Source organism: Sphingomonas sp. SAFR-052, assembly GCF_051965015.1.
In the GTDB taxonomy this organism is placed as follows: domain Bacteria; phylum Pseudomonadota; class Alphaproteobacteria; order Sphingomonadales; family Sphingomonadaceae; genus Sphingomonas.
The window spans coordinates 79281-106203 of the sequence record NZ_JBQCMO010000006.1; the positions used below are offsets into that span (position 1 = coordinate 79281).

Sequence of the window (26923 nt, forward strand, 5' to 3'; positions counted from 1 at the left end):
CTGTATAGCACCGTTCGAACCGGTTGGCGCGCACGTGACGGACGGCTAAGCCGACTCGATGGCTACCAAAACCAAATCGCGGGACGGCGCGCAGAACCAGCACTACGTCCCCAAGCTGGTCCTTCGGAATTTTCTCAGCAACGAGGTTAAGGAACAGGTCACCGTCTTCGATAAGAAGACCGGCAAAATATTCAGGCCTAACATAGCGGGCGTCATGGCGGAGCGCCGCTTCTACGATTTTCAGGTGTCGCCCGAGTACATTGCTTCATTCGAGCAGACGGCGGGTAGACTGGAGGACGCCCTGCTTCCCACCTACCGCCGCATATTAGAGGAGCGACGGCTCAACCACAGTGCCGAGGAGCAAGCACGTCTTGCCATGCTCGTCGCATTTCAATTTCTTCGTACGAGGCAACAACGCGACCGCTTCGTCGAGGTGCAGGAACTCATCCGTACCAAGCTGGAGCAGATGGGCGGCAGGATCGAGGATCTGGACGGATACGAACCCATGACGGAGGACCGTCTGAAGCATCAGCACGCGAGCTTCATCATCGACGCGATCAAGCAGTACACCAATCTTATCGGTAGTAAGCATATGATGCTGATCAGCGCCGCACCGGACCGCGATTTCTACATAAGCGACAACCCCGTCGTGCTCCATAACGATCAGGACTTCGGCCCATACGGCAACCTGGGGTTGGGAGTTCGTGGGATCCAGATCTACCTGCCACTCTCCCACGACCTTATGCTGGCATGCCTGTGCCCAACAATTCTCAAAGGAGCGGTCGAGCAACTGGAAGAGAACCTCGATCAGGTTCGCGCTACGCTACTACCTCTGGTCATGGCTGGAAAAATTACGGGCGACGAGATGAGAAATCAGGTTGCCTTCATCGAAGAAAGAGGCAGTCGCGTTCGGGGGTGGTGGCAGCGCTACTTGGATGGCGTCGCAGACGAAAGCAACGATCATAATATGGACTTTTATAACAGCCTGCAGATGGCCCAGTCACGCCAGTTTGTCATTAGCAGGCACGAGGATTTCAAATTATCTAAACGGTTCATGGCGGACTTTCCAGATCATAAACCTTCGTTTCTTCGCATGGACTAGGTTCTCAGCGCCTATGCTAAGTACGTTATTTGGTGCAAATTCGGTGAACAGGCTGCATTGACCAACTGTCTTTCCTACACGACTGGCCCCGCTTTGCTACCTGCTACGACCGCTTCCCAGATAACCATAGCCCCTGCTGAAACGGTGTTCATCTGGCCGAGGTCCCGACCCTGCCGACGACTTGGGTTGGCTTCCAGTGCCGTTCGACTTATGTTCGCGGGGCGAGCGGCACGGCCATGTCGCTAGGAGAATCGTATGCACGTTGTTCGCTTCTTCCCGATCGGCAACGCCGACAGCTGTCTGATCGAACTTCAGAACGGGCGGCGAGCGATGTTTGACTTCGCCGACATGCGCAACGCGGACGACCGGTACGACAAGCGCTGCGACCTGGAAAAGGAGTTGCGCGACTGCCTCGGGGGCGCGAAGTCGATGGATGTCGTCGCATTCACCCATCTGGATGCCGACCACTGCGCCAGGGCCAAGGAGGTGTTCCACCTCGATCATGCCAGAAAGTACCAGGGCGGCGATCGGATAAAGATCGAGACGATGTGGGTACCTGCCACCGCCATCCTGGAGGAAGGTGTCAAAGGTCAGGCCCGCACGCTACGTACAGAGGCGCGTCACCGCTTCATCGAGGGGGAGGGCATCCGGGTTTTCGGAAGGCCCGAGAAGCTTGATCAGTTTCTTCTCGATCGCGGCATCGAACCCAAGACGCGCCGCAACCTGATCAGTGACGCCGGAACGCTTTGCCCAGAGTTCAATCTCGCTAACGACGGCGTGGAATTCTTCGTGCACTCACCATTCGCCGAGACCTGCGGCGACTCCGTCGAATACCGGAACGGCTCGGCGATCTTCATGCAGGCGACCTTCGTCGTGGGCGGCCGCACCACCAAGATGATCCTGTCGGCCGACGTCCCGCACGACGTGATCGACGATATCGTCCGCATCACCAGGTACCACGGAAACGACGATCGGCTTGAATGGGATATCAACAACGTCCCTCACCATTGCAGCTACCGGTCGCTCGCGGATGACAAGGGTAACGACGAGACAGTTCCGGTCGAACGGCTGAAGTGGTTGTACGAGGAGAAGGGGCGGCCCTTCGCACTGCTCATCTCGACCAGCAAGCCAATCCCGACGAATGACGACGACAAGCAGCCACCTCATCGGCAGGCGGCCAACTACTACAGAGGCGTAGCCAACGACCTTGGCGGAGAGTGGCTCGTCACGATGGAGCACCCCAACAAGAACAAGCCGAAGCCGATCGTGATCGAGATCGGTGCGGCTGGTTCGAAGCGGAGAAAGATCGCAGCGGCTGGTGCGGCGACGGTTCTTGGTGGTGCAGCTCCGCGGGCAGGACGGTCGAGGTGAGCGCCGAGGTCGCGCCATCATCCAGGCTAGCGCGTGCCCTCGTCCAATACGTTCGCGATGCCGTCGACCATCCGTACGCGACGATAATTGGAGTGTGTCGTGACGGAGGACGGGACGTAGTCGATCTCGAGCTGGAAATTGATGTCGCACAGGATCGAGCGGTACCGATCCTGCACCGTGAACCCGTTCGCATCATCTTCGGGTCGGCGGATGATCTGGTCGCGCCGCGCGTGCTGTCGCTGCGAGCTGACTTTCCGGCGGGGCAGGTCCACACCAACCTCGATTCCGAGGACAATGGGCTCTGCTTTTGCATCTGGGAAGATGGATGGCACGACTTGTCCCGCAATCTGACGGGGCAGGCGCTGGTCGAACGGATCAGGTGGTGGTTCGCCGGCATGGCGGATGGCAGCCTACATTCCGAGGAGCAGGTCCTCGAACCGCTTATCGCTCCTACGTCCGACACAATCGTGTTCCCGCCGGGTAGCATTGCCGGTCCCTGGTTCATCGACAAGCTGCATCAGGGGGGCGGATCGATGACGCTGCTCATGACGCGCCAGCGGCCAGACGTCCAGGAGCTTACACTCGACGTCTTTCAAAGGGTGTTGCCGTCGCAGGTTCATGGTGCCCTCGCCAACCGTCCCTATGACATGGGGAGCCTAGTCGAACTCACCACAAGGTTAGGCTTCGACCTGATGGCCCATCTGCGGTCTTGGCTCATCGAACCCGACCGACTGACCGCGGCCTCGGAACGCCGTGCGCTATTCCTGCTGATCGTACCGAAGCGCCGTACGGATGAAGGCGACGATGAAACCTACGACGCGTGGGTGTACACGCCGTCCGAGACGCTAGCAGAACTCGGGGAGAAGCTCGGGATGACGTCGACCTACCAAGAAGGCGGAAGACCGAGAACGGGAGCTGCTTTAGCTGGAGCGATAGAACCGGTCGACCTCAAAACAGTCAGTCTTTTTAGCTGGCGCATCGTTCACCGCCTTGATCGCTCAACCGCGAGGAAATTTGCCGGCTCCGAGCGTACTACAGACGCTAAATTGGTAGCTATCGGCGCCGGCGCGATCGGATCCAATGTGGTAATGAGCGCAACGCGCGCAGGCCTCGGCACATGGACGATCATCGATGACGACGTCGTTCTACCGCACAATACAGTGCGACAGACGCAGACGAACTGGGCGATCGGGCATAGCAAGGCACAGGTGCTCGCCATCGAGGCCGACTCCATCCTTGCAGAAGGCGGGAACGATCAAATCATCGCCGACGTGATGCAGCCGGCAGCACGGACGGAGCAGGTAGGAATTGCACTGCGGGAAGCTGACCTCGTCGTCGACTTCAGTGCTTCACCCGCCGTCGTGGGGCACCTTGCCGATCAGGACGTTCGCCGCGCATCTAGCTTCTTCTTCGGACCTGATGGCTCCGACCTCGTCGTACTCGACGAGGGAAGCGGTCGCACCGTCCTGCTGGACGAGATCGAGGCACAGTACTTTCTCGCTGTCGCGGCCTGCCCTGCGCTGGCAGGGCACCTCGCCGCGGCACGTACGGATCTGATCCGTTACGCCAACGCCTGTCAGGATCTCTCGCGTCCGCTGCCGCCGTGGCAGGTACACATGCTCAGCGGTCTAGCCGCTGGACGACTGCCCTTGGCGATCGAGGACGCCGCGCCATCCGCATGGGTGTGGCGCCTTGATCCTGACACCGGATCGGTGCTGCCGATCCGTCTAGACGTACACGTTACTTCCCGTTTCGTGTCGGGCACGCTTCGCGTTTCCGTGTCCCGGGGCGTTGTCGACACGATGCGGACGTACCGCACGAAGGCAGCACCGGACGAGACCGGCGGCATATTGATCGGTACCTTCGATCTGGTTCGGAACGTGCTGCACGTTGTCGCCGCACTGCCAGCTCCGCCGGACTCGGCTCAGGCGCCAACCTACTTCGTCCGTGGCGCTCAGAACCTACACCCTCTCGTAGAGGGTCTTGCCAGCATGACGGCGGGGCGGTTGCGGTACGTCGGCGAATGGCATAGCCATCCCGACGGCGCCGCCGCCCGACCAAGCATCGAGGACGAGGGCGTCTTCACGTACCTACGCCAGCAGCTGGATCCTGTCGGCACCCCTTATGCCATGCTGATTTGCGGACGCGAGGAAACCTGGCTGCGAACGGCCTGGCAGGACCGCGGACAGGTAGAGGGTATCATTTCCCATGGCGATGCCTGATTCTGACAGTCAAACCGAAGAGAGGATCGCGCTCGCCCTCTCCGGTGGCGGTTCACGAGCGATGGCATTTCATCTTGGTTGCCTGCGTGCGCTCCAAGAGCTCGGGCTTCTACAGCGCGTCTCGACCATGTCGGCCGTGTCGGGTGGGAGCGTGATCGCTGGAATCTACTGTAGCCACCCCGGCGACTTCGATGCTTTCGAACGCCGGGTCCGGGAGGTGCTGTCCCAAGGCTTCCTACGTCCGGCAGTACATACCGCGCTCACCACGGACGAAGGCGTACGGGCGGTCGGGACCCGGCTGCTTCTTGCCGCTGATCGAACCGGCGCGTTCATCGTCCGTTGCGCGATTGCGGTCCTTTGCTTACGAGCAAAATGGGAATGGTTGAGAACGTCCCCCGTGCTGCGGCGGTCGAGCCGGACGACGATCCTAAGACGCACCTTCAGCAAGTTGCTAGGCGGCGTCAAGCTGACCGATCTGCGATCGGACCGGCCTCGGCTCGTGATCGTCGCCTGCGAGCTGAGGGCGAAGGCCGCCTTCTACTTCACTGCGGAGCGTCTGCACTGCTGGCGCTACGGATCTTCCAGTTCGGAAGGTGTCGAACTTGCGGATGCCGTCGCCGCATCTGCTGCCTACCCGGCCGCACTGCCTGCAATCGAAGACAACATGTGGTTCGAGAAGAACCGGCGTACCGAGAAACACCGCATCACGCTCACTGACGGTGGCGTCTACGACAATCTCGGCCTTGCGCCGTTTTGGCCAGGGCGTGATCCAAACATCAGTCTGGACACGGGCCGTCACGATCGAATCATCGCCTGCAGGGCTGGGTACGCGCTTGACGTGGCCGACTCTGCGTCGACGATGCTTTCACGCATGAACGCGGCGTTTGAAAGCGTCTTCGCAAGGGCACAGAACCTTGCCACGACGCGTCTTTACGATCTCGTGCGCGCCGGTGACCTGAAGGGCTTCCTGTTGCCGTATCTGGGTCAGCGGGACGCCAGCCTCCGCTATCCGCCGGACGATCTCGTTCGCTGCGAAGAGGTTGCCGGTTACCCTACGAATTTCTCTGCAATGCAGCCCGAGTGGATCGATCGGCTTTCCCGGCGCGGTGAGCAGCTCGTCCACGCGCTTGTACGAGAGAACTGGCCGGAGGTTCCAATGGTGGACGGGTCCGTTACGTCCCGCTGCATCCACACCGCGTCGGGGAGAAACGCCTGACGGGTCTGCGATTGTAGCGCTTGGCTACGCCAGAACCGTTCCTGGAACTACGGGTCGCTCGAGTGCTACGTCGAGAGCTCCGTCATGGCGTGAAGCTTTTACGCGTTGACGTCCGGAATGAGCTGGAAACATGGGAACGATTCGCAGCATCGGTTACTTCGTGGCTCTTCGGGACGAGGGCAACTGCAGAGAGGTTCTGAGGCAGACGTCGCTGCGGCATCGGTTAACGGTGCTGCTGAGAAGCAGATCACGTCTGCTTCAAACATTGGAAGCCTGTTTCTGGTAGAGCCGGATATGTTTTGCGGGCACCGTTCGAGGTAGAGCGACCCTCGTTCCAGACCGCTTCGTCGTCCTATGACGCAGGATCTTTCGGCGGCGGGTTTCAACCGGCACGTCGTCGATCCGGCGTTTGTCGATGACGTGACACTGTTCCAGACGCTTGATCGCTTCGAGTGCGACGCGAGGATTGAAGACGTGTCCAAGACCGGCGAGATGGTAGAGCGCCGCCGACGAACTCCAAGGGAGCCCGACATAGGTTCGTTCGATATTGCCGCACTTCCCCCGTAGGCCGAGACCGCAGACGATCACCGCGCAGCAGACCTCGAGCGGCAGAGGCCGTCCGTATCTCCTATCGAGAATGTCGTGAAGCGACTGGGTAAGGCGCTGATATGCGCGACCGTGTGAAACGTAGGCATCATTTTCATGTTCTTCTCCTTCTGTAGATGACGCACGTCTCAAACGTAAGGCGACTACTAGCTACGGTCCGGCCCCAGTCCCCTTTCGACGTCCCTGCGATCCCATCCGGTTGCGCCGAGCCGCGGGAAGCTGATGTCGTCCAGCAGCGGCTTCGGGAGCCGGCGTCCTGAGCCCCAACGAGCGAGGACTTCGCCCGCGCTGATTCGTAGACGTGCGGTCTGCATGATCTGGTCCCGTAGCAAGTCCCCATTCGGCATGATCGCCTGCCGAAGCTCGTTCCGTAGCGCTCTTCCCATCTGCTTGGGTTGTAGGTTCAGAACCTGCTGCGCGTCCCTCCGCGTCATTGTCGTCGAAAAGGGAAAGGCGTGATCCGCTTCGTTGAATGTCGTCAACGGAAGGTTCGCGACGTCGCAGGCCCGCAGGAAGATGCGCGGGACAGGCGAGCCGTTACCTGTCGCTATGCCGTATGGAACGATCCCGTCGAACAGCGCGCTGATGATGGTGCCCCACGGCTTGTCACGTCCCCCAATACGTTTCAGGACGTGCCGTAGCAGTACGCAATCCGTCTCGCTCGTCCCCAGTCCTTGACCAGACTCGATCCGACCCACCAGCCGGTCGACACTCGCCTTCGATATCTGGACAGCCTGGTAGAGGCGCTGGACCAAAGGATCAGAAACGGTTGTGATTGCACCCGAGCATATGAGCTGCTCGATGCCGTGAACGGAGACCCCCACACGCTCGGCACCACGCCCAAGCACTGCCCGATCCCTGAGCGGTGACCTTAGTTCGCAGAGGGTCGCGCGGCTGAAGACGGCATGAAGACGTTGTTCCCCTGTCATCCCTTGCGCTGGCAGCAGACCTTTGCGGTTCATGTCGGCAAGGGATCCGAAAGACACGCCGAGAAGGCGAGCCGCCTCTTCGCCATCGGTCATGTCGTCGCGCAGTTCCAGCAAAATGGCGCGATCCCGCTTCTTCAGGTAGGGAAGCGCTTCTTCGAGGACGTGACGATGTTCAGGCCAAGTCGCGTCAACACGAAACCCGCGAAGCGTTCTAAGTAGCGAAAGTGTCCGGTCGGCGTTCTCGTTCGCAGCGTCTCGGATCATTTCGTCCAGTGACGCTGGCCACTCCCCTAGGAACGAGGCCCCTGCGCACATCGTGTCCACGATCTCCTCCCGGTCCAACTTGCAGTGCACGTCGCGTGGACGTGACCCGACCACGCGAAGTCGACCTAGCCGCCAGACAAGCTCGAATGCAGCGCCTCGGTCCAGATCGTGAAAGGGCCTCGGCAGCGCTTTCATCGCCGGTTCGTGTACCGACGGATCCGGATCTAGTAGCCGCGCGATCGGTCCCGCTATCCTAAAGCGTTCGTCGTCTACCCGAGCGCAGCACACCGTCCGCAGGTCGAAGCCACATTTACGATCGTCGCACCGTGCAACCCCGTTGGTGTGGTACCACCCCAGGCGGCGGTGGCATTGGGGGCATTCGTCGATCAGCCACTCGCCCGTATCCGTACAGAAAGGAACGAGGGAATGACACCAGATTGCCCGGTGATAGGCACTTTCCGCCAATGCCGATGGCGAGACGCACCGTCGGCGGAATTGAAGATCGTAGCGCGGTACGGACGCGCCGAAGAAGCAATAGAGCGGTGGTCCCTTGGCACGCTCTATGCGGGCATGAAATCGTGGCCGTACGTCGGCTACCGGAAGCCGAAGGACATGGGCTAGCCGTTCCGGATCGACCACGGCGCTAACTGCGATATCGAACGCCTGATGGTGGTTGGCGCCAGCCGCATCGAGCGTCGATGAGGTACTTTCATGATGGTTGTCGGCACAAGTCTGGGCGATGATCCCTAGCAGACTCGCGTACGTTGGTACGTTGTCGGAGGACCACATCACCCGAGGAACGCCAAGGTATGGTGAGGGTTCTGTGGGCAGCCCAGGCATGGATGAGCTGTTCATTGCTCGTCTCCTGCGGACTTGAAGGGGTTCTCAACGACCATCGCCTGCCTGACGGCCCAGCTCGCGGTCGCAGCCTGAAGGTCGCAGAGCTCGATACGACGAGCCCCCCGACGGTAGGCTCGTCCGACCGCCACCCGAAGGAGATTTACTATTCGTCCGAGGACGCCGCTGCTTATCTGCATTAGGCAGGCGGAGACGAGAAGGTCGTCGAGGCCTGCCGGTTCCTTCATGATACCATTTGCCACCATTGCGGCGTCGAACCGCTTGAGGAAGCCCCGAAGCTCCGCACGATCCTTATCGTCGTTCGCCGCGAACGGTACGATGTCAGCCGGCGGGATCATGCGGTTGGACAGCTGGAGGTTGCTCTCGAGCATCGTCCGGGCGTCGCTCGTACCCATCAGAACGACCGGCACGATGCCGTCGTCAAGGAACCTCTTCAGCCGGTCTGTGACTTCGCCGATCATCTTCGTGCCCACGGCGAGATGCTGGCTCTCGTCGATGACGAGAACCTCGACGCCGAACCGGACGATCGCCTCGTAGGCACGTCGGCGGACCGTCTCCTCTGTGTCCCTAGGCCTGTACATCTCCTCTCCGAGCGCCGATAGGACCGCAAGCCACCAGCCCTTCACCTTTATCTTGGGATGGATCGACAGGATGACGACGGGGCGCCTCCAGGAACGCTCGGCGTCGGTGAGCCGGGCCGCAACCTTCTGCGCATACTGCTTGATGGTCGTCGTCTTGCCGGAACCGGATGGCGCGAGAATCCTGAGCGCCCGCTTTCGACCGCCCGGCTGCGCGAGACCGAGCAACCGGAGCTGCTCGACCGAGGTGAAAACGGGGAGATGGCGCGGGTTGAAGATGTAGATACCGTCGAACGTGCCGAGCATCGTCGCCTCGGCAGCGAGCATGGAAAGGCCGTCGTCGGGCCAGGGATTGCCCGTCTTCGGAAGGAAGTCATCGGCAACGAATTGGGTGCGATTGCCATCCATCACTTCCACTCCTCAAAGCCGCTATCCGTATCGTCACTGCCCTCGATCGGCGACGGATCGTCACCGGTGTCGATCTTCTGCACATCGTTTCCGTTCTCGACGGTCGCATACTCCTCCTCCTCGTCGTCGAGGTCGTCGCCGCGTGGAGAGCCTTCGTCGTTCCAGAGATTTGGCCGATCGGGCTTCATGTCAGCGTCCTCGCGATACTCGTTGGTGCGGTGCTCGATGATCGGGGCGTTGCCGGCATGAGTGGGTTCGGCCTCGTGGAGCGTGACGGAGATCTCCCCCTGCGGCGGCTCCCCCGTCATCCGTGCGACGGCGCGCCGCTCCCGGGCGGGCATGTCGGGTGCAAGCTCGACGATCAGCTCGTTGAGCTGACGGCGAGCCTCCATGCGTTCCTCGACTGTCGTGAAGGCCAAGCTGCGACGCTTTGCCCAAGCCTGGATCTGCCGGTGCTGCCAGAGCGTAAGGCCATCGGAGTACTCGAGATCAGTGCAGAGCAGCTCGACCCATGCGCCAGACACGTGATTCCACACGTGTACCGATCGCAGATTTGCAGGATTGTACTTTAGCCTCACCGTGGCCACTGCGGCACCGCTGCTCACTCTCCTGCGGTGAGGTTCGGCGCCGACCAGGTCGTCGTTGAGTTGCCGGCTGGCCGCCGCATCGCGAAAAACGAGGCCGAAAAGTCGGATCGCGCCCCGGTAGAGGCGTCGGTTGTGGAGCGTCACGCCGGTCGCGATGTCTAACTGACGCTCGTCGAGGATCATGTCGCGGCCATGGACTTCCATGGAACTCTGCCACTTCAGCGCGGGCGGTACGCCGAGCGAAGAATGCTCGGTGATGTGATACGCGTCGATGAAGAGCTGAATCAGCAACCGGAGCTCGCCGAGCGTCAGCGCCGCCTCCTTTTCCGGATTGATCCCGAATTCGGCGAGCAGCTTGGGCGTGTGGGTATAGCCCGGCAGCTTCTCCAGCAGGTAGCTTCTAAGGGTGAAGAAGAATCGTTCCAGCATGGCCTTCGCGCGTGGGCTGCCGACCGCGGCCAGCTGAAGCGTGATGCCGACGTCGGCGCAGACCTGCTGGAAGGCGGACGAGGCGAATCCAGTGCCGTTATCGGCGATGAGGACGTCGAGCTTTCCGTTGATCCTGGCTAGCACGGGATGCCTCGCCGCGATCTGCGGGCGGATCTTCTTGGGGCGATTGGCACGGCGCAAGGTCTCTGCCGCCGTGTGGTGATTTGGCGGAACGAAGTCGAGCATCCAGCCGAGGATGGCCCGGCTGTAGACGTCCATGATTACGGTCAGCCAGGGACGGCCAGCGGGCATGCCGCGGTCGGCGTCGAAAACGGCGACGGCGTCGAGTACCGTGTCGTCGATCAGCCCGACGGCGAGGATCTTGGGCGAGGCCAGCGTCCTGCCGTTTCCATCCCAACGAGCCCGTGCTGCCTTCTCTCCGTACTTGCGCGCATAGCTGTCGCGGTTGAGCCCGGCGGCGATGGTCCGCCGGAGCGTCTCGTCGGAAGGATAGTTCAGAGGCGGCAGGTTCTCCGTCGCACGGCGGAGGTTGCGCATGTCAACGATGCGTCGCAGCTCGGGCCGAGCGTCGACGATCTTGCGACCGGCCTGATCGTAGAACCAGGCTTTTGCTTCGCCGAGCGCCTCCACAACCTCGGGATCGAGGCGGGGTCGCCTTGGTCCCAAACCGGTCTTGTTCATGACCTGGGCAAGCGTCGCCACCAGCGGGTCGAGCTTTCTAAGCCATGTACGTATCGTGCTGATCTTCGGGCGCTTCATCCGCACCACGTCAGGGCGGAGGAGAGCGATGGCATCGACCTTGGCTTCGAAGCGTTCCTTCCAGAGCCTTTCCAGTTCACCCCCGATCTTCGGATCGTGGCCGGAGAGGCCCTTCTCGGCAAGGGTTCGCAGCAGGTCGCGCCTCACCTCCGCAAACGGGTCCTTTTCCAGGATCTGGTCGCGGTCCATTTCTAGGGCGCTGACGTCGGCGGTCTTTGTAGGAATGTCGTCGAGCGTGCGGATCCGGCCCATGCGCAGCATGTCCTCAAGCCAGCGCACGTCCGGGATGCGCATCTCTCCGGTAACCTCGTCCTGGACCTTCAGCTGGCGATGTTCACGCAGGCATTCGATCTCGAGCAGACCATCGGCGAAGACCCTCTTCATCAGAATCCGGCGGCCGCCGTCCAGTTCACAGACCTTGCCAAAGAGGTTGTTGATTGCGGCATCGGCATTCTCATCCATTGTCGATCTCCTGTGAAAAGGTTGGGTGGCGTCGGCGAAGGCGCACGCGCGCCGTCGGCGACGCCACGAGGAAGTCGTCCGGTCTTCATCGATTTCGTAGGGATGCTCTGAGGCGCTCCGGTGGGATCACGACGTCGAGGCGTCGACGCTACGCCACTGGGCCGAAGTCTCTGCCGCCTATGTTGCCGGAAACTGCCTGGTCCGGTTCGATCCGATCCGAGATGGCGATCAGTTCGGGACGCAGCCGATCCTCGGATGCCCGTTCCTAACCTGCGGCGACGAGACAAGGCCCTCCGCGTCGAGACCAGCGAGGACCTCGAGATCTGCGGATACGGTATGCCCGATCAGGTCTTCGTCGCAGACGCCGCAGGGGCGCAGCAGCAACCTTCCGCCGCGGCGACGATCGAACCCGACGCCGCTGACACAGTCGTACCTGTTGTCGTCGATCGGGGCCCGCCTTCCCGGGCACGAGCCACTCGTTGAAAGTGCTCATACTTTGCGATCCTCCAGCAGGAGACACAAGTCAGGCTGCGTGGTGCAGTTGAGGGCGCTGACGGATCAGCAGGTCGAAGAGGCCAGGCATGTGCTCGGGCAGCGGGGGCACCGCCCGGACGCAGCTGTCGTCTCCGAGCGGTACCTCGAGATCGATAGCGACCAGACGCTGCACCATCATCGAGCAGATGAGCGCCCGCCCGTTCGCCCTGTTCGGCGCGAGGGCGTCGGCGAGGCGGCCGAGCGACACGGTACCCAGACGGTCGAACATGTCGGCCGCCACGTAGCCGCACCGCAGCGGAACCGGCACGAAGCGGCGGCACTGGATGAGGATGGCGTTCTTTCGCAGCGTCGGCGAGCCGAGCGACGCAGGCACCTCCCGGACGTACTCCGCACCCAGCGCTCCGGCAGCGAGGCGACCGAGCCTCTCCTGCACCTGGGCGCGCGGCGTCGCGAAGCCGGCCCAGTCGGACTTGAGCTCGGAGAGCTGGAGGCGGCCGTCTTCCTTCTGCCGCGCGCGATCCACGATCGTCGACCAACGGCCCTCCGATGTGTGCAGCTCGACGCGCATCGGCTCAGCCCAGCTGCGCACCGTGCCTATGTCCACCTCGTCGACCTGCGCGGCCAGAAGGGCGGTCGCGGCCTCGGTGGGGATGGTCCGCCGATTGCGGACCGAGACGTAGGCGGCGTTCGGCGTCCAGCTCGTGCCCGACATCAACGTTCGAATGGCCTCCCCTTTCGTTGGCCTGACGATGTAGAGCATGGCGTCCTCGGCGATCTGCGGGACAGGCGTCACGAACCGGTCGCACCGGCGATCGCCTCCAGCGGTTCTGCGCGTTCTGCCCTCGGACCTGAGCCGCGGATCGCGGGCACGCCGGTTGCGAGGAGGAACGTCTCTTAGGATCCTCATCGTCATTCTCCTGCTGTTGATGAAGTATGGTGCCGCCCGAACAGCGACCGTGCGTGGCTAGAAGGCAGACCGTCGGCACCGCGGCGCCGACGACCGTCGATCGCAATCAATCGTGCCTGGTGATGTGGCGCTGCTTTCAGCGCTGCTTCGTCTCGGATCGCGAAGGGGGTTGAAAGCGACGTTCCACGCCATCTTTCAAAATCCCGCAGGTTTCTCGGTCCTGTGGATCCGTATCGAATTCGACAATGGCTTTGAAAGCGCCCGTTCGACGAGGACCACGGCGGGTGGCAAGCCAACGTGCTGGCAGGCCATGTCCGCTACCTGCGGCGACGTCCTTTCCGACGTCGTCACGCCTTGGGCGGGGAGCGGAATGGTGCGAAGCCCACGGTCCGGATCGCGATTGCTCAGGCGGCAAGGGGCCTGCCATCGCCCTCGACGTCGTGCCGCTCGTCGTCGAACAGCAGGAAGCCAAGATCCTCCTCCAGCCAGATGACTGCCTGCTTGGCGTCCTCCCGCCCGAGAAATCCGTTACCATGCAGGTATTCGGCGCAGGCCCTGCCATTCCATTCCGCCTGACATGGAAGAACGGACAGCATCGCATGCATGTGCTCGAAGTCGAATCCTGCGATGATCGCCTTCTCGACCACGTTTTGTCGAAAATCGACATCAATTTCATCGCGGATCGTTCGCTTCATTTTGGAGACCAAACGCTTGAATCGGCGGTAGTGCAGCGTGATCATGTCCTGATCCTTCGGAAGGATTGATGATAGGGTGAAGGGTTAGTCAGACCGCGCCTCAGGCCGCACGAGCTTCGGAACGGCAGGTCCTGCGGTTTATTTCCGACGCGCATCGCCACGGAAACGAGATCGCGTTCTCACAGAGAAGCGCATAGATGAGGGTGATGGAGAGCTCCCGCCGGCGGATGCTGATCCGGCCGATCGTGCGGTCGATCGATATGGCGACGATCGCCCCTTTGGCGTCCCTGCCGGTTGACATCAGGGCCTGGTCATGGACGAGGAAGGGCCTGCCGGTCTCGATCGCCTCGATCGTCTCGAGCAACTCGAGGTCATCCACATAGAGGCCGCAGTCCTCTATCTCGGCGTGGGTGGCATCCTCGTCCCGGACGATCGTGTTCGGAGTCAGCTTTTCTGGGAAGGTATCAAGCATGTAGGTTCTCCCTGGCGTTCGAACGCGCGCCATCGCCACCGAACGGTCTGCAACCCCGGCTTCGGACGTCGTTCGTGTGATCTGATCGAGTCATGATGTCGTAGCGGCGTTGGACAGCCGTGGCCGCGGCGTTCAGGCCGGACCATCAAGTGAGACTAGCCGTCGGGGACCTTGTGCAGCAGGTTCGTCATCCCGCACTCCTCGCCGTAATGCTCAAATAATCTAACTACTAAAAATGGGCGTTCAAGTACGATGCTCATAAAATTTAACACGCCTGCTGCGCCTCGATTCCGGGGAGAGCCGCGTTGCACGGAGCGGAGCATGGATCGATATGGGGCAAGGTTGACAACGGGAACGAAGATGCGGCTGCAAGCAGAGGACGGTGACGAACAGGCGGCGATCCGGGCGGAGCTGGAGGCTCGCGCCGTGGCCGGGACGCTGCAGCTCGACGCTATTCTCGCGCTATCTCCGGCCGCGCCGTCTTCGTCGGAATTCGACTTCCTAAGCGCGCTCGGCCCGGTGCAGCGGCAACAGGCGCTCCGCCGCCTCCTAGCTTTGCTGCGGAACGAGGAGGGCCTGCACGTCGGCGATGCCAGCAGGCTAGCGGATGTCTCCAGTCCCAACTTTTACCGCCTCAGACAGCTCTGGCGAGGCAGGGCAAAGTCCGGTCTTGGTTTCCTCAGCGGCTACGCCGGCCGGCCGACCCGTCAGCCGAGGGGAGTAGGAGCTTTAGGTACTCTGGGGAAGTTGGCTGCAGAAAACAGCGCTTTCGAGCTAGCCGATCGGTCCATCAGGGGATTGTCGAAGCTCATCCAGGAGGAGCAGTCGGCACGTATACCTGCCTACACTCTGGATGCAGCAGCCCGGCATCTCAGGCAGAATGCCAGGAACATGCCGGACGTTCTTGCAGCACGGTATGGCTTCCGCATCCTTATCGACTATTGTGCGGTATCTCTCGTGGCGTCCGGTTCCGACGGCTCCCTGAAACTTGTCGAGATCGCCTGGGTCATAGAGGAGACCACCCAGCTCATCCTGGCAGCCCGACCCGTTCTCGACGTCGGCGGCTGCGTCGGACAGCAAAGGGCGACGAGGGCTGCCCGGTGGTATATCGGACGATGCGGGCTCGACGTTCCAGGCCCGCCGGCAGCTTGGATCAAAGCCGTGGTACCCGACCCCGTCTCGCCGCTCGACCGGCATCACGTCGATCGAATGGTGTCGGTAGCAGGCGAGGAGCACGTCGCGACGACCGGCGCCCGCCGGTTCGGCCGTCTCGTCACCGACGTAATCGGGCCGATCCTGGGACGTATTAAAATCATCCCACGGGCGACGCTTTCGGAAAATACTTCCGCGGCGAACGTCCGCGCCTTCGGCAGGGACATTCTCGACCATCAATCGATTCGCGCGAGAGTCGCCCAGTCCGTCATCGCGCATAACCGTCCGATCATAGACATGCTGCGCGACTCGCGACTGCCGCTCCTCGATGCCGGTGACCGCACGGGCACGATGACATCGACGCTGAACGATCTGCTTCTTCGCAAAGGCTGATCGGACAAAGCCTCTCGTCCGAAGCATAGCCCGCATCGGACGGCCCTTTCCAATAGACGATTTTGCAACGTCGGATCGCGCCCCACCGGCGACATCCGTCGCCTACGCGCGCGCCGCGTCACCCGACCGCCAACCAGAACTGAGCATCGACCGCCTTCTCCGCGCCTGCGGGGGAACAAGGTGCCACGTCGATCAAGGAGAAGCAGAATGGACAGATTTAGCAGGCTGGATTTCTCGAAGGTCGCCCCGCACCGACGGGATGAGATCGTCCGCAGGATCGGCATACTGGAGGACTATATCGCCGGCGGCGTGACGCGTGCGGAAGCGGTCGCGGAGCTCGGCATGTCGGAGGTGTCGTTCTACAACTTCCTCCGCGCCTGGCGACGCACGGGGCGGCCGGACGCGCTGGTCGGGTCAGGGCAGCCGCAGAACCGCATTACTCCTACAGACGAGCAGCGCCGACTGATAAGCGACGCCGAGGCCGGATCGCCGACCGGATCAATGACCGCAGTCATGGCGCGCGCCGAACGTCTGGCCGAGATTCGTGGCGTGGAACTGCCCGGCATGCGGACCATGAAGGTGCTCATCGGAGAGATCCGCCGCGCCAGGAGCCTTCGTCCCGACGGGGTGCTGGACATCCTCGTCACCCATTGCGCGGTGAATCTGCCCGTTAGAGCGGGGCATTTGGTCGTCGCACCCGTGCTTGGGCTTGTCCTTGCAATACGACGTCGGCCGACGGTCCTCGGAGTGGCGCTTTCCCTCTCGCCGCCCGATGCGTTCAGCAGCGCCAGAGCGGTTCTCGACGCGCTTCTCAGCGCCGACGCCCCACGCACCGAAATGCCGGCCGAGTTCCGCGTCATGGCGGGACCGGAGGACGACTGGTCCAAGCTGAAGGCGGCGCTCGTAGAGACGGACCTGCCGCTGATCTTCACGCCAGCCCGGCCCCGGTCCTGGAGAGAAGTGACGAATCTTATCGGCGACCGCCCGGCGGGTCTCAAGCTGATGCCGGACGTGACGTCGCGTCTGGCCGATGGACGCACCGTCAGGGTGCCGAAAGGCGGCTCGGACGTATCGCTCGAGGACGCCGAGGCCATGGTGCGGAGGCGTCTCAAGGGAGCCTTCGAAGGTCCGCACGGCGCTCTTGTGGCCGACGACGAGGCGAAGACATCGCTGGCTCGCCGCCTTGAGATCCTCGTCGCCAACCGCGCGCCATACCAGCAACACTGACGTCACTCTCGGGCGACAGATTCAGCCATGGTGACGGCACGGAGGCAACGCGGTTCCACAAGCGCCCGCTAGCCGGGGCTCCTAAGGCACGGTTCCGCGCCGATCACCGGCGACTCCACGAGCCAGATCCTCTTCCGGGACCTATCCGGATGATCGGACGTCCGACCTATGCCTCGACGATGCCGAAATCGGACGGGTTAGCCAACCCTGGACCATCCTCTGCTCGGGCTCGAGAACGACGCGCTTGCGGCTCGGCATACGCTCTCAAGGCGGCGTCGAATACGGCGCCCCGTGCGAGCAGTTGGAGCCCAAGCCCTACCTGATCTGCCGTCTCAGCGAACAAAGCGCAGCAAGGAGGACGTTCGGCCCGAATGATCTGAAGCACCCCCGTTCGTAGCAGCTTCCGTACGCAGATAGTCTATTTTGGATCGAAGCTCTCAGGCCGCCGCTGAGCGCTCCGGACTGTCAACGCTGCCGTTCTCCCGGCCGCCACGTGCTGACTGACTGCGCCTGTGCGGCCGGCCCGATGACTGTTGCTGCTCGATCGCATCACCGCGTCCGCGCTCCAGCATCCTGCCTTCGTTCGGTCGGGGAGCATCCTCTTGCCTCGCCACCCGGGTGCGTCGCGGCGCTCGCGGTTGCCACTTGTGCGGTAGTCGCAAATGGCACGTATTCATCTTGCGGTCGACGCAGTGGCGAAGCATGAGCCTACAAGGCTAGATAACATTCTTATCAATGATGCAAAACGGTTGGTTTGACGAAATGGAATTAAGAAGCGTTTTAAGTTGTTTGTGATGAACAGGCTTGACCATCAATAGTGGGTTGCCATCTTACTTGCGGCTGGCGGTACGAGCTGGATCCTTACCGAGGAGATTGCATGGGGTATTTGTCACATTCCAGCATCACGCTGATTATCCACGACGCGAATATCGACGCGGCAGCCATTGAGAAAGCCGTTCGAAGCGCTCTGGACGAGTGTCTTCCCTTCCGCTGCAAATCCATATGCCTTCAGACGCCGGCGAGCGGGGGGAGGACCATCCTGTTCAGCGCTCAGCCGTCGCGGCCCGACGATGGTCAGAGGGCGAGGCAGCCCTATATTGCGACCGAACGGATAGATGCTCACTGCGATCTGCTCGACTCCCTCGGTGTTGCGAACGGCACGAAGGCGATCGCCATAGCGCTGCACGCGAACTGGACGGATGCTCATCGGGAGCGGTTCGGCGAAGCGGCTAACCCGGCCAGCGTCAAGCGCTGGCGGACGATGCGCCGGCGCGGCCCCCGATCCGGCGCCCACCCGCCGGTCCGACATACACGACGGAACTCCGGCCCCGCGCGGGTGGCACGCGGCCTCTGCCGTCACCATGCGGTCCGGGTAAGCGCCGGCGGCGGCAGCATGCGGGAAGGCTACGAACGGGCGATGGCGGAACTTCGGGTCGTCAACGAAGGCGGCCACCGCTTCTACTGCAGGCCGGACCGACCGCTGCCTCTCTTCAGCTACGAAACCTTTCGGCGCGACTGTCACACCATCAGACGTCGGAACGGGCAGACCTGAGCGGCGGGACCTCGTCTATAAGGCGACCGGTAGATCCTACGCGACGTCAGGTTCGCGATCCGAACCTCGGCATCGAATGCGAGCGCGTCAGCCGGATCGTGACGAGTCCGCCACTTCCTGCCAGGCGGATCCGGACCGTCCCGAGCGCGATGTGTGACGTTGTAGGGACCAGCTCTTTTACAGGACTGCCTGAGGAGGCCGCATTCCGTACCTGACCCCAGCTCTCGAGAACTGTCTGAAGCTCCCATGCGCTACGGCACCTTCCGCGGCGTCTGCGTAGACGACGTAGGTGCCCGACTGCAGGCGCTCGCTCCGGGAAGATCCCATCTCTATCGCATCGGGACCGAGATGGGTCTTCTTCCACGCGGCAGTAGTCTGGTTCGCGGGAGAAGGGTAGCTATCAGTGCCTCTACGATCGCCGGCACGGAAGAGCGGAGGTTCAGGAGGCCAAAGGGTGGCGGGAGGCGCGCTGATGTCGTCGACCAGCGAGGACGAAGGTGCCCAGCTGGCGCCGTTCGTCGAGTTCCCCATTCCCGCCGATGCGCTCCGGGAGCGGACCGTTCATTGGCGTGATGCGGCCATGGCGGGTCCGCTGACGGCCGGGCTGTCCGGCTGGAGATCACGCGGGGAATATGCGACGGGACGCTGCCAGCCCCGCCGATGGCTCGTCGCCGAACCAAGCGAGATTGCGATGATGCTCGATTACGAGGCCTCGCTCGAGAACACGTTGCGCATGCTCCACGGTGGAGTTGCCGCGACGATGCCCGACACGGCGATGGGGCCGCAGCGCACACCATGTTGCCGGTCGGAAGCGCGGTAGTGACCCTGGATCTCACGCTGACCTACATCCGACCGATAGACCCCCGAAACACGCCCGTAACGGCTACGGGGCGTGTGCTGAACGTCGGTTGTCGCACAGTCTGCGTCTCGGGGGAGGTGGTCGACCGGCGCGGTGCCATGACGGTTCATGCCGGCGGCAACTTTTCGATCCTGAGCTTGCGACCGCCAGCGTCAGCGTAGATCGATCAAAACCGGTTGAGCATTGAATCTCCCGAGCTAGATTGCTGTTGCCGCTGCGGATGAACGTGCAAGGCGAGATGAGCGCTGATTAGATCCGAGAGGCTGAGGCGCGCACCCCACGCCGTTGCATCCCCTTGCCGTACGCTGCGCGGCGGGCACCTTAGCGATGACCGCCGCCGTCTCGCCGTCACTCGAAGGCACGACCTTATGTGTCGTCGAACCCGCTCTATTTTCCTGGCGGTCGACTGACTGAGATTGGATCGCTGGCTGGAAACGCCTCGTCGAGCGTTCCGTCCTGACGCTTATTCTCTTGTTCCTAGATCATGGGGTCGTTCACTTGTCCGGTCTTCGAGTTCAAAGATCGGCGGGGAGTGACATCACTCATGCCATTATCACACCAATTCGAAGGTAGGTTGTGACCTTCATTGCGTGAGCTTCACCTGAGGATGGGCTCGGCACTGCTGAAGGGGCATCGTCAAAAGAGTGAGGAAAGCTAGCTTGGCCGCCCCAGCTACCGACAAAAGCAGTAGTCACACTCCTTAAGCGGGTCTCAGAAGCGTTTAAGTGATTTTTTTGACGCACTTTAGTGGGTGCGGTCAAACATCGAAAGGGTGGTGCCCAGGGACGGGATCGAACCGCCGACACTGCGATTTTCAATCGCATGCTCTACCAACTGAGCTACCTGGGCCTGTCCGGGTGACCGGAAGAGCCGGCCTGTTAGCCGCGCGAATCGTCCCTGTCCAGCCCGGTTTCAGATTTTTCGTCGGAAGACGCGGCGGGGCCGGGAATGCGATATCCCTCCCCCATCCAGTTCAGCATGTCGCGGTCGCGACAGCCGCGGCTGCAAAAGGGGCGGAAGGCCGGATCGGTCGGGGCCGAACATAGCGGGCAATGGTTACGGGAAGCGGGCCTGGACATGGCCCGCGGATATGGCGAGGGCATTGTCGGCCCGCAAGGCGAGCGGCGCGCCGAGCGTGCGTTCGACTGCCGCGATCCAGTCGGGCCGCGCAGCGATGGCGGCAACGACCGCCGGATGCGCCGCCAGCGTGCGTTCGCCGCTGCCGCCGGTCCGTTCCGCTTGGCGTAGCAGTGCGCGGGCATGAGCGGGGACATGAGCGAAGAGTTCGGGAAGCGAGGAACGCGACCGGCGCCGCACGATCTGGAGGAAGCCGAAGCCGTTGACGGCGGTGCGTTCGAAGGGTTGCGGCAGGATTTCGTCGATTGCTTCGGCAGCGGCGAGGCGTGCGGCCTTGTCGTTCACGGTCGGCAGGTCGATGCCGATCGAGCCGGTGATGTCGAGCCGCGCGATCGCCGCTGCCGCCGCGCGAGCCCCGGCGACGGCGAGCGCGGCGGGGGCAAACTCGCCATCGATATCGATCAGCGTCATCGCCGGGGTGAGCGCGATCGACAGCGCGCCGCCGGGAAAGGCGACCCGACCGGTGGTCGCTTCCTCGATCAGCAGTGGCCAGCCGGCCTCGCCCAGCAAGTCGCGGTCGAACGGGCCGACGATCCGCGCGTCCGGCAGGTCGGCGATCGAGGGGCCTTGGCTGGGCTGCGCATCGGGTGCGGCGGGGCGGGCGCGGGCGCGCTTGGGCTTGCTGGGTTCGAACAAAGCGGGGCGGGTAATCTCGACCAGCAGCGTCGCGCCTTCGGTGACGGCGCGGGGCAGGGGGCTCAGCAGCGCCTCGCCATCCTCCCATGCGACCAGCCCCTCGTTGCGGACGGGCAAGCGGCGGACCAGGCGGGCGGACAGGACCGTGCCGGCGCGCAATGCGTCGTCGGGTTCGATGCGGGCTTCAACGATCTCGCCATCGACGATGCGCGCGGCGCGGACCTCGCCGATGCCGCGCTCGACGATCCAGTCAGCCAAGCGCGACGCCGGCGGTTTCGAGCAGCGCGCGCGTGTCGAACAGCGGCAGGCCGATCACGCCCGAATGGCTGCCCGACAGGAAGCGGACGAACGCTTCCGCCCGCCCCTGGATCGCATAGCCGCCGGCCTTGCCCAGCCCTTCGCCGCAGGCGACATAGGCGTCGATCTCACGCTGTTCGAGCCGCTTGAACGCGACGATCGTGTCGGCAATGCGGATGCGCGCCTGTCCATCGGGCATCAGCAAACAGACCGCCGACAAGCAATGATGGCGACGGCCGGACAATAGGCCGAGCAGTTCGCGCTGCACGTCCTCGGTCGTGGCGGGGGGCAGGATGCGGCGGCCGAGCGCGATCGTCGTGTCGCCGGCCAGCACCACCGCGCCCGCGACCGGGCCGATCGCGCGTGCCTTCGCCTCGGCAAGGCGCAGCGCATAGGGGCGCGGCAACTCGCCCTTCAGCGGGTTCTCGTCGATATCGGGGGCCTCGACGCGGTCGGGCACAGCGCCGATCCGCGCCAGCAGGTCGCGGCGGCGGGGCGAGGTCGAGGCGAGAATCAGGCGCATGGCCGTGGGTGCGGTCACGCGGAAATCCGCTTACTTGAAGCGGTAGGTGATGCGACCCTTGGTCAGGTCATAGGGGGTCAGTTCGACCAGCACTTCGTCACCGACCAGCACGCGGATGCGGTTCTTGCGCATCTTGCCGGCGGTGTGCCCCAGGATCTCGTGATCGTTCTCGAGCCGGACGCGGAACATCGCGTTGGGCAGCAGTTCGACCACCTGGCCGCGCATTTCGAGAAGTTCTTCCTTCGCCAAACAGATACCTCGTGAAATTAGGGCGCACCGGAAACGGGCGGGTTCCCATAGGCGCAAACCGCAAAAAAGGAAAGCACGAACGACCGGACCCGTGGCTGGCACGGCCGGTCGTGGCGTTCGTCCTGAAAATAGGCGCGGTATCGGACGGGCGCAAGAGCGACGGTTCGACCGTGACCCGGCCCCGTCAAGCCGGGTTATGCGTCTTCAGGAACGCGGTCATCTCCTGCAGGAATTGCAACCGGTCCTCGCTGCGTGAGAAGAAATGGTCGCCGAGCGGCTGTTCGACATAGCGGTGCGGCTTGCCGGCGCGCTTCAGTTCGGCGACGAGAATGCGCGACTGGGCGACGGGCACGCGCTTGTCGACCTTGCCATGCATCAGCAGGATCGGCGTCGAGAAGTCGGCGGCATGGAAGCGCGGCGAGATCAGCTGGAAATCGGGGGCCTGGGTGCGCAGCCAGTCGCCGATGGTGCGCCCGTTCAGGAACTGGCTGTCATAGCGGCGCAGCGCCGCCAGGTCGGACACCCCGGCATAGCTGATCGCGCAGCGATACAGATTGCCGTCGCGCTGTGCGGCCCGCATCGCCGCATAGCCGCCATAGGACGCGCCGACCATGCAGACGCGCTTGGGATCGGCGATGCCTTCCTTCGCGAGATGGGTGACCGCGTCGTTCAGGTCGTCCTGCATCTTCAGGCCCCATTCGCCCGCGCCCTTCTTGGCAAAGGCGACGCCATAGCCCGACGATCCGCGATAATTGGGCTGGATCACGACATAGCCGAGTTCGGCCAGATATTGCGTCCACCAGTCCCAGCTTTCGCTGTCGCGCGCCGAGGGGCCGCCATGCGGCAGGACGATCAGCGGCAGGTTCTTCTGGCCTGCGCGGTGGCGCGGCATGGTCAGCACCGCCTCGATCGAGGTGCCGTCGCGCGCGGTGTAGCGAATGGTGCTGACGGAGGAGAGGCGGCGGTTCTGGAGCGTGTTGCTGTGCCACGCGACGCGCTGCATCCGGCTGAACGCGCTGTCCCAGTAATAGAGGCCGCCCGGCTGCGACGCGGCGGCGACCTCTATCAGGAACTTGTCGCGCTTGCGGTCCCACGACACGATCTGTGCCCGCCGGTCGCCGATCGAGGCGTCGACATCGGCCTGCAGCGTCTTCAGCTTCTCATCGAACCACACGGTGCGACCATGCCTGTCGGTCAGCGTCACGCCGGCCACGTCATTCTCGTCGGCATTGTCGACGATGCCGTCGATGTCATAGCCCTCGACCGAATGGAGCTTCTTGCCGAGCGACAGGTCGGGGAGCGACACCTGATAGACCGAGGTGAAGCCGCCTTCGTCGTCGAGCGCGATCGCACTGCCATCGGCGCGAAAGGTGATCGGGATGGTCAGCCCGTCCTCGTCCTTGCGTGCGCGCCGGGCGATGACGCGGAAGCTTTCGGCATTGTTGGCGCGGTAGAGCAGCGCCGAACTGCGCGACTGGTCGTTATATTGATAGGCGGCGCGGACCTGCCCCTGCCCATCGGCATACCAGCTATAGACATTCGGCCGCCCGTCGGCGACGCGGCGCGACTTGCCGGTCGAGACGTCGATCTCGAACACCGCCGGGTTGAAGTCGGACTCGCTTTCGATCCCCGTCTGGCGCGACAGCAGGATGCGCGGCGATCCGTCATGCGCCACCCACAGCACGTCGTCGGCGCGCAAGCCCGATTTGTCCCAGTCGAGCCGGCGCGTCGTCTGGAAATCGGCCTTCACCGCCAGGACGCGGGTGACGTAATATTCGTTGCCGTACAGCATCTGCTGCGTGCCGAGCCCGACGATCAGCCAGTCGTCATTGACCCAGCGCCACCAGTTGATGTCGGTATCCTCGGGCGCGCCGAGCGACTGGCGCTTGCCGCCTCCGAACAGTGGCGACAGCACCAGTACCTGCCTGCCGCCGACCGCGCTCTTGGCGACGACGCGGGTGCCGTCGGGCGACAATTTGGGCGATTCGACCGACGGCAGTTCGGCGAATACCTCGATCGGGACCGGGGCGGCCGGATCGATCTTGGCCGGCTTGTCGGCAGGCGGCGCCGGTGTCTGCGCCGAGGCGACGGTGGCAAGGACGAGGCCGATGGCCGCAACGAAACGCATGAAACCCCCTGTTCGGGAGCGGCCGGGATGCGCCCCCGCGCACCGGTTCCGGTAAGGTCGGACGCCCCCATCCGCCACCGATCCTAACGTGGCGAACAGGGGACGCAATCGGTCAAAAGCACCTATCCGGCGGCATTTCCCGCAAGCGCGGCGAGCAGCAGCAGCGCGACGATGTTGGTGATCTTGATCATCGGATTGACCGCCGGGCCGGCGGTGTCCTTGTACGGATCGCCCACCGTGTCGCCGGTGACGGCGGCCTTGTGCGCCTCCGATCCCTTGCCGCCGTGATTGCCGTCCTCGATATATTTCTTGGCATTGTCCCATGCGCCGCCGCCGCTGGTCATCGAGATCGCGACGAACAGGCCGGAGACGATGACGCCGAGCAGCATCGCGCCCAGCGCCGCAAAGCCCTGCGCCTGTCCGGCGACCCAGGTCACGATGTAATAGACCGCGACGGGCGACAGGACGGGGAGCAGCGAGGGTACGATCATCTCGCGGATCGCGGCGCGGGTGACGATGTCGACGGTGCGGCCATATTGCGGGCGGCTGGTACCGGCCATGATGCCCGGGTCGGCGGCGAACTGCGCGCGGACGTCCTCGACCACCGACCCGGCCGCGCGACCGACCGCGGTCATGCCGAACGCCCCGAACAGATAGGGGAGCAGCGCCCCCAAGAGCAGCCCGACGATGACGTACGGGTTGGACAGCGAGAAATCGACGGTCAGGTCGGGGAAGAACAGCTTCAGGTCGGTGGTGTAGGCGCCGAACAGCACCAACGCGGCAAGCGCGGCTGAGCCGATCGCATAGCCCTTGGTCACCGCCTTAGTCGTGTTGCCGACCGCGTCGAGCGCGTCGGTGCGGTGGCGGACTTCGTCGGGCAGCTGTGCCATTTCGGCGATGCCGCCGGCGTTGTCGGTGACCGGGCCATAGGCGTCCAATGCGACGACCATGCCGGCCAGCGCCAGCAATGCGGTGGCGGCGAAGGCGACGCCGATGATGCCGGCCAACTGGTAGGAGGCGATGACCGCGACGACGATCACCAGCGTCGGCAGCGCGGTCGATTCGAGGCTGATCGCAAGGCCCTGGATGACGTTGGTGCCATGGCCGGTGACGCTGGCGCGCGCGATCGACTTGACCGGGCGATAGGCGGTGCCGGTGTAATATTCGGTGATCCACACCAAGGCGGCGGTGACGGCGAGGCCGATCATCATGCACCAGAACAGGTCCATGCCGGTGAACGAGGTGCCTGCGACCGGGGCCTGTGCGCCGAGCGCGCCTTCGACGGTCAGCGCGTCGCCACCGGGATCGAGGAAGCCCGCGCCGCCGATCACGGCGTTCAGATCGCCCAGCGCCCAGCTTGCCGCGAAGTAGATCGCAGGCACTGCCAGCAGCGCGGTGGTCCAGAAGCCCTTGTACAGTGCGCCCATGATCGACTGGCCACGGCCGAGGCGGACCATATAGGTGCCGAGGATCGAGGTGACGATGCACACGCCGCCGACGACCAATGGCAGCGCCATCAGCCGTAGCAGTTCGGCGGGCGGTGCCTGTACCAGCAGCGCGATCGACACCATGGTCAGGCCGATCGTCACGACATAGGTTTCGAACAGGTCGGCCGCCATGCCGGCGCAGTCGCCCACGTTATCGCCCACGTTATCGGCGATGACGGCGGGGTTGCGGGGATCGTCCTCGGGGATGCCGGCCTCGACCTTGCCCACCAGATCGGCGCCGACGTCCGCCGCCTTCGTAAAGATGCCGCCGCCCAGCCGCGCGAAAATCGAGATGAGCGATGCGCCGAAGGCGAGGGCGGTCAGCGCCTCGACGACTTCGCGGTCGCCCGGACCATGGCCGGCGACCGCGACCAGATACCAGAAGATGCCCGAGATCGCGAGCAGACCCAGCCCGGCGACCAGCATACCGGTGATCGCGCCCGAGCGGAACGCCATGGTCAGGCCGCCCTGCAGCGAGCCGCGCGCGGCCTCTGCGGTGCGGACATTGGCGCGGACCGAAATCTCCATGCCGACATAGCCCGCGACCCCCGACAGGATCGCGCCGATCAGGAAGCCGACCGTCGACAGCGGCCCGAGCGTGGGGAACAGGATAATGGCGACGATGACGCCGACGATGGCGATGGTGCGATACTGGCGACCCAGATAGGCCTTGGCGCCTTCCTGGATCGCGGCGGCGATATCCTGCATCCGCGCGTCGCCGGCCGAGGCGCGCAGCACCTGCATACTCGTGAACACACCGTACAACACGGCCAGCGCACCACACGCCATGGCCAGATAGACTATCGTCATCCGCAACCCCTCCTGCATGGGGCCGCCCGGCTGTCTCGTCGGGTCGAACCCTGGAAGCGGGGCAGCTTATGCCGATGGGCGGGGCGCGCAAC

Annotated in this window: 22 protein-coding genes and 1 tRNA gene; 10 read left to right on the plus strand and 13 right to left on the minus strand. The window is 63.4% G+C overall.

Annotated elements, in window-relative coordinates:
• Positions 1-58 precede the first annotated feature (58 nt).
• The 5 genes from ACTHQV_RS11770 to ACTHQV_RS11790 all read left to right on the plus strand — a co-directional run bounded on the left by ACTHQV_RS11770 (position 59) and on the right by ACTHQV_RS11790 (position 6478).
• Positions 59-1102: a DUF4238 domain-containing protein gene (locus ACTHQV_RS11770; RefSeq protein ID WP_440490482.1), complete on the plus strand. Its 1044-nt coding sequence runs from the start codon at positions 59-61 to the stop codon at positions 1100-1102.
• Positions 1103-1357: 255 nt separating this feature from the next.
• A complete protein-coding gene (locus ACTHQV_RS11775) occupies positions 1358-2473 on the plus strand; it encodes a hypothetical protein (protein WP_440490483.1) in 1116 nt (371 codons plus the stop codon).
• Positions 2470-4695 (plus strand): Mov34/MPN/PAD-1 family protein, encoded by a 2226-nt coding sequence (locus ACTHQV_RS11780; protein ID WP_440490485.1) that lies wholly within the window; start codon positions 2470-2472, stop codon positions 4693-4695. The genes ACTHQV_RS11775 and ACTHQV_RS11780 overlap by 4 nt, the downstream gene beginning before the upstream one ends.
• Positions 4682-5911, plus strand: coding sequence for a patatin-like phospholipase family protein (locus ACTHQV_RS11785; protein ID WP_440490487.1), 1230 nt, complete (start codon positions 4682-4684; stop codon positions 5909-5911). The genes ACTHQV_RS11780 and ACTHQV_RS11785 overlap by 14 nt, the downstream gene beginning before the upstream one ends.
• Positions 5912-6265: 354 nt before the next feature.
• Complete coding sequence (locus ACTHQV_RS11790; protein WP_440490488.1) at positions 6266-6478, plus strand: hypothetical protein; 213 nt, start codon at positions 6266-6268, stop codon at positions 6476-6478.
• A 185-nt stretch (positions 6479-6663) separates the two neighbouring features.
• Here ACTHQV_RS11790 and ACTHQV_RS11795 read toward each other — a convergent pair whose 3' ends face one another.
• The 6 genes from ACTHQV_RS11795 to ACTHQV_RS11820 all read right to left on the minus strand — a co-directional run bounded on the left by ACTHQV_RS11795 (position 6664) and on the right by ACTHQV_RS11820 (position 14381).
• A complete protein-coding gene (locus tag ACTHQV_RS11795) occupies positions 6664-7710 on the minus strand; it encodes a hypothetical protein (RefSeq protein WP_440490489.1) in 1047 nt (348 codons plus the stop codon).
• Positions 7711-8561: 851 nt separating this feature from the next.
• The gene (locus tag ACTHQV_RS11800) at positions 8562-9554 is read right to left on the minus strand and encodes a TniB family NTP-binding protein (RefSeq protein WP_440490490.1); all 993 of its coding nucleotides are present in this window, start codon (positions 9552-9554) and stop codon (positions 8562-8564) included.
• Positions 9554-11812, minus strand: coding sequence for a DDE-type integrase/transposase/recombinase (locus ACTHQV_RS11805; RefSeq protein ID WP_440490492.1), 2259 nt, complete (start codon positions 11810-11812; stop codon positions 9554-9556). Before ACTHQV_RS11805 ends, ACTHQV_RS11800 begins: the two co-directional genes overlap by 1 nt.
• A 523-nt stretch (positions 11813-12335) precedes the next feature.
• The gene (locus ACTHQV_RS11810) at positions 12336-13100 is read right to left on the minus strand and encodes a hypothetical protein (protein ID WP_440490493.1); all 765 of its coding nucleotides are present in this window, start codon (positions 13098-13100) and stop codon (positions 12336-12338) included.
• Positions 13101-13618: 518 nt separating this feature from the next.
• Positions 13619-13954, minus strand: a complete 336-nt coding sequence (locus tag ACTHQV_RS11815) for a hypothetical protein (protein WP_440490495.1) — start codon at positions 13952-13954, stop codon at positions 13619-13621.
• 55 nt (positions 13955-14009) lie between these two features.
• The gene (locus tag ACTHQV_RS11820; protein WP_440490497.1) at positions 14010-14381 is read right to left on the minus strand and encodes a hypothetical protein; all 372 of its coding nucleotides are present in this window, start codon (positions 14379-14381) and stop codon (positions 14010-14012) included.
• A 360-nt stretch (positions 14382-14741) separates the two neighbouring features.
• On the opposite strand from ACTHQV_RS11820, the gene ACTHQV_RS11825 reads away from it, so the two are divergent.
• The 5 genes from ACTHQV_RS11825 (at position 14742) to ACTHQV_RS11845 (ending at position 19725) form a co-directional block, all read left to right on the plus strand.
• Entirely contained in the window at positions 14742-15926 is a 1185-nt protein-coding gene (locus ACTHQV_RS11825) for a hypothetical protein (RefSeq protein WP_440490498.1), read from the plus strand.
• A gap of 207 nt (positions 15927-16133) precedes the next feature.
• On the plus strand, positions 16134-17153 hold the full coding sequence (locus tag ACTHQV_RS11830) for a hypothetical protein (RefSeq protein WP_440490500.1): 1020 nt from the start codon (positions 16134-16136) through the stop codon (positions 17151-17153).
• A gap of 877 nt (positions 17154-18030) precedes the next feature.
• Positions 18031-18705 (plus strand): hypothetical protein, encoded by a 675-nt coding sequence (locus ACTHQV_RS11835; RefSeq protein ID WP_440490501.1) that lies wholly within the window; start codon positions 18031-18033, stop codon positions 18703-18705.
• A gap of 472 nt (positions 18706-19177) precedes the next feature.
• On the plus strand, positions 19178-19525 hold the full coding sequence (locus ACTHQV_RS11840; RefSeq protein ID WP_440490502.1) for a hypothetical protein: 348 nt from the start codon (positions 19178-19180) through the stop codon (positions 19523-19525).
• Positions 19501-19725 carry a PaaI family thioesterase gene (locus tag ACTHQV_RS11845; RefSeq protein WP_440490503.1) on the plus strand — a complete coding sequence of 75 codons (225 nt, stop codon included), beginning with the start codon at positions 19501-19503 and terminating at the stop codon, positions 19723-19725. Before ACTHQV_RS11840 ends, ACTHQV_RS11845 begins: the two co-directional genes overlap by 25 nt.
• A gap of 612 nt (positions 19726-20337) precedes the next feature.
• Here the strand turns inward: ACTHQV_RS11845 and ACTHQV_RS11850 are convergent.
• From ACTHQV_RS11850 to ACTHQV_RS11880, 7 genes are all read right to left on the minus strand, one after another.
• Positions 20338-20413: transfer RNA gene (locus tag ACTHQV_RS11850), tRNA-Phe, on the minus strand.
• Positions 20414-20442: 29 nt separating this feature from the next.
• Positions 20443-20643 (minus strand): DNA gyrase inhibitor YacG, encoded by a 201-nt coding sequence (locus tag ACTHQV_RS11855; protein WP_440490505.1) that lies wholly within the window; start codon positions 20641-20643, stop codon positions 20443-20445.
• The gene (locus tag ACTHQV_RS11860; RefSeq protein WP_440490506.1) at positions 20621-21595 is read right to left on the minus strand and encodes a ribonuclease; all 975 of its coding nucleotides are present in this window, start codon (positions 21593-21595) and stop codon (positions 20621-20623) included. Before ACTHQV_RS11860 ends, ACTHQV_RS11855 begins: the two co-directional genes overlap by 23 nt.
• Entirely contained in the window at positions 21588-22157 is a 570-nt protein-coding gene (locus ACTHQV_RS11865) for a Maf family protein (protein ID WP_440490778.1), read from the minus strand. The genes ACTHQV_RS11860 and ACTHQV_RS11865 overlap by 8 nt, the downstream gene beginning before the upstream one ends.
• A gap of 30 nt (positions 22158-22187) precedes the next feature.
• Positions 22188-22406 (minus strand): translation initiation factor IF-1, encoded by a 219-nt coding sequence (infA, locus tag ACTHQV_RS11870; RefSeq protein WP_003049127.1) that lies wholly within the window; start codon positions 22404-22406, stop codon positions 22188-22190.
• Positions 22407-22590: 184 nt separating this feature from the next.
• On the minus strand, positions 22591-24534 hold the full coding sequence (locus tag ACTHQV_RS11875; protein ID WP_440490508.1) for an alpha/beta hydrolase family protein: 1944 nt from the start codon (positions 24532-24534) through the stop codon (positions 22591-22593).
• A 122-nt stretch (positions 24535-24656) separates the two neighbouring features.
• The gene (locus ACTHQV_RS11880; protein WP_440490510.1) at positions 24657-26831 is read right to left on the minus strand and encodes a sodium-translocating pyrophosphatase; all 2175 of its coding nucleotides are present in this window, start codon (positions 26829-26831) and stop codon (positions 24657-24659) included.
• Positions 26832-26923: the final 92 nt, after the last annotated feature.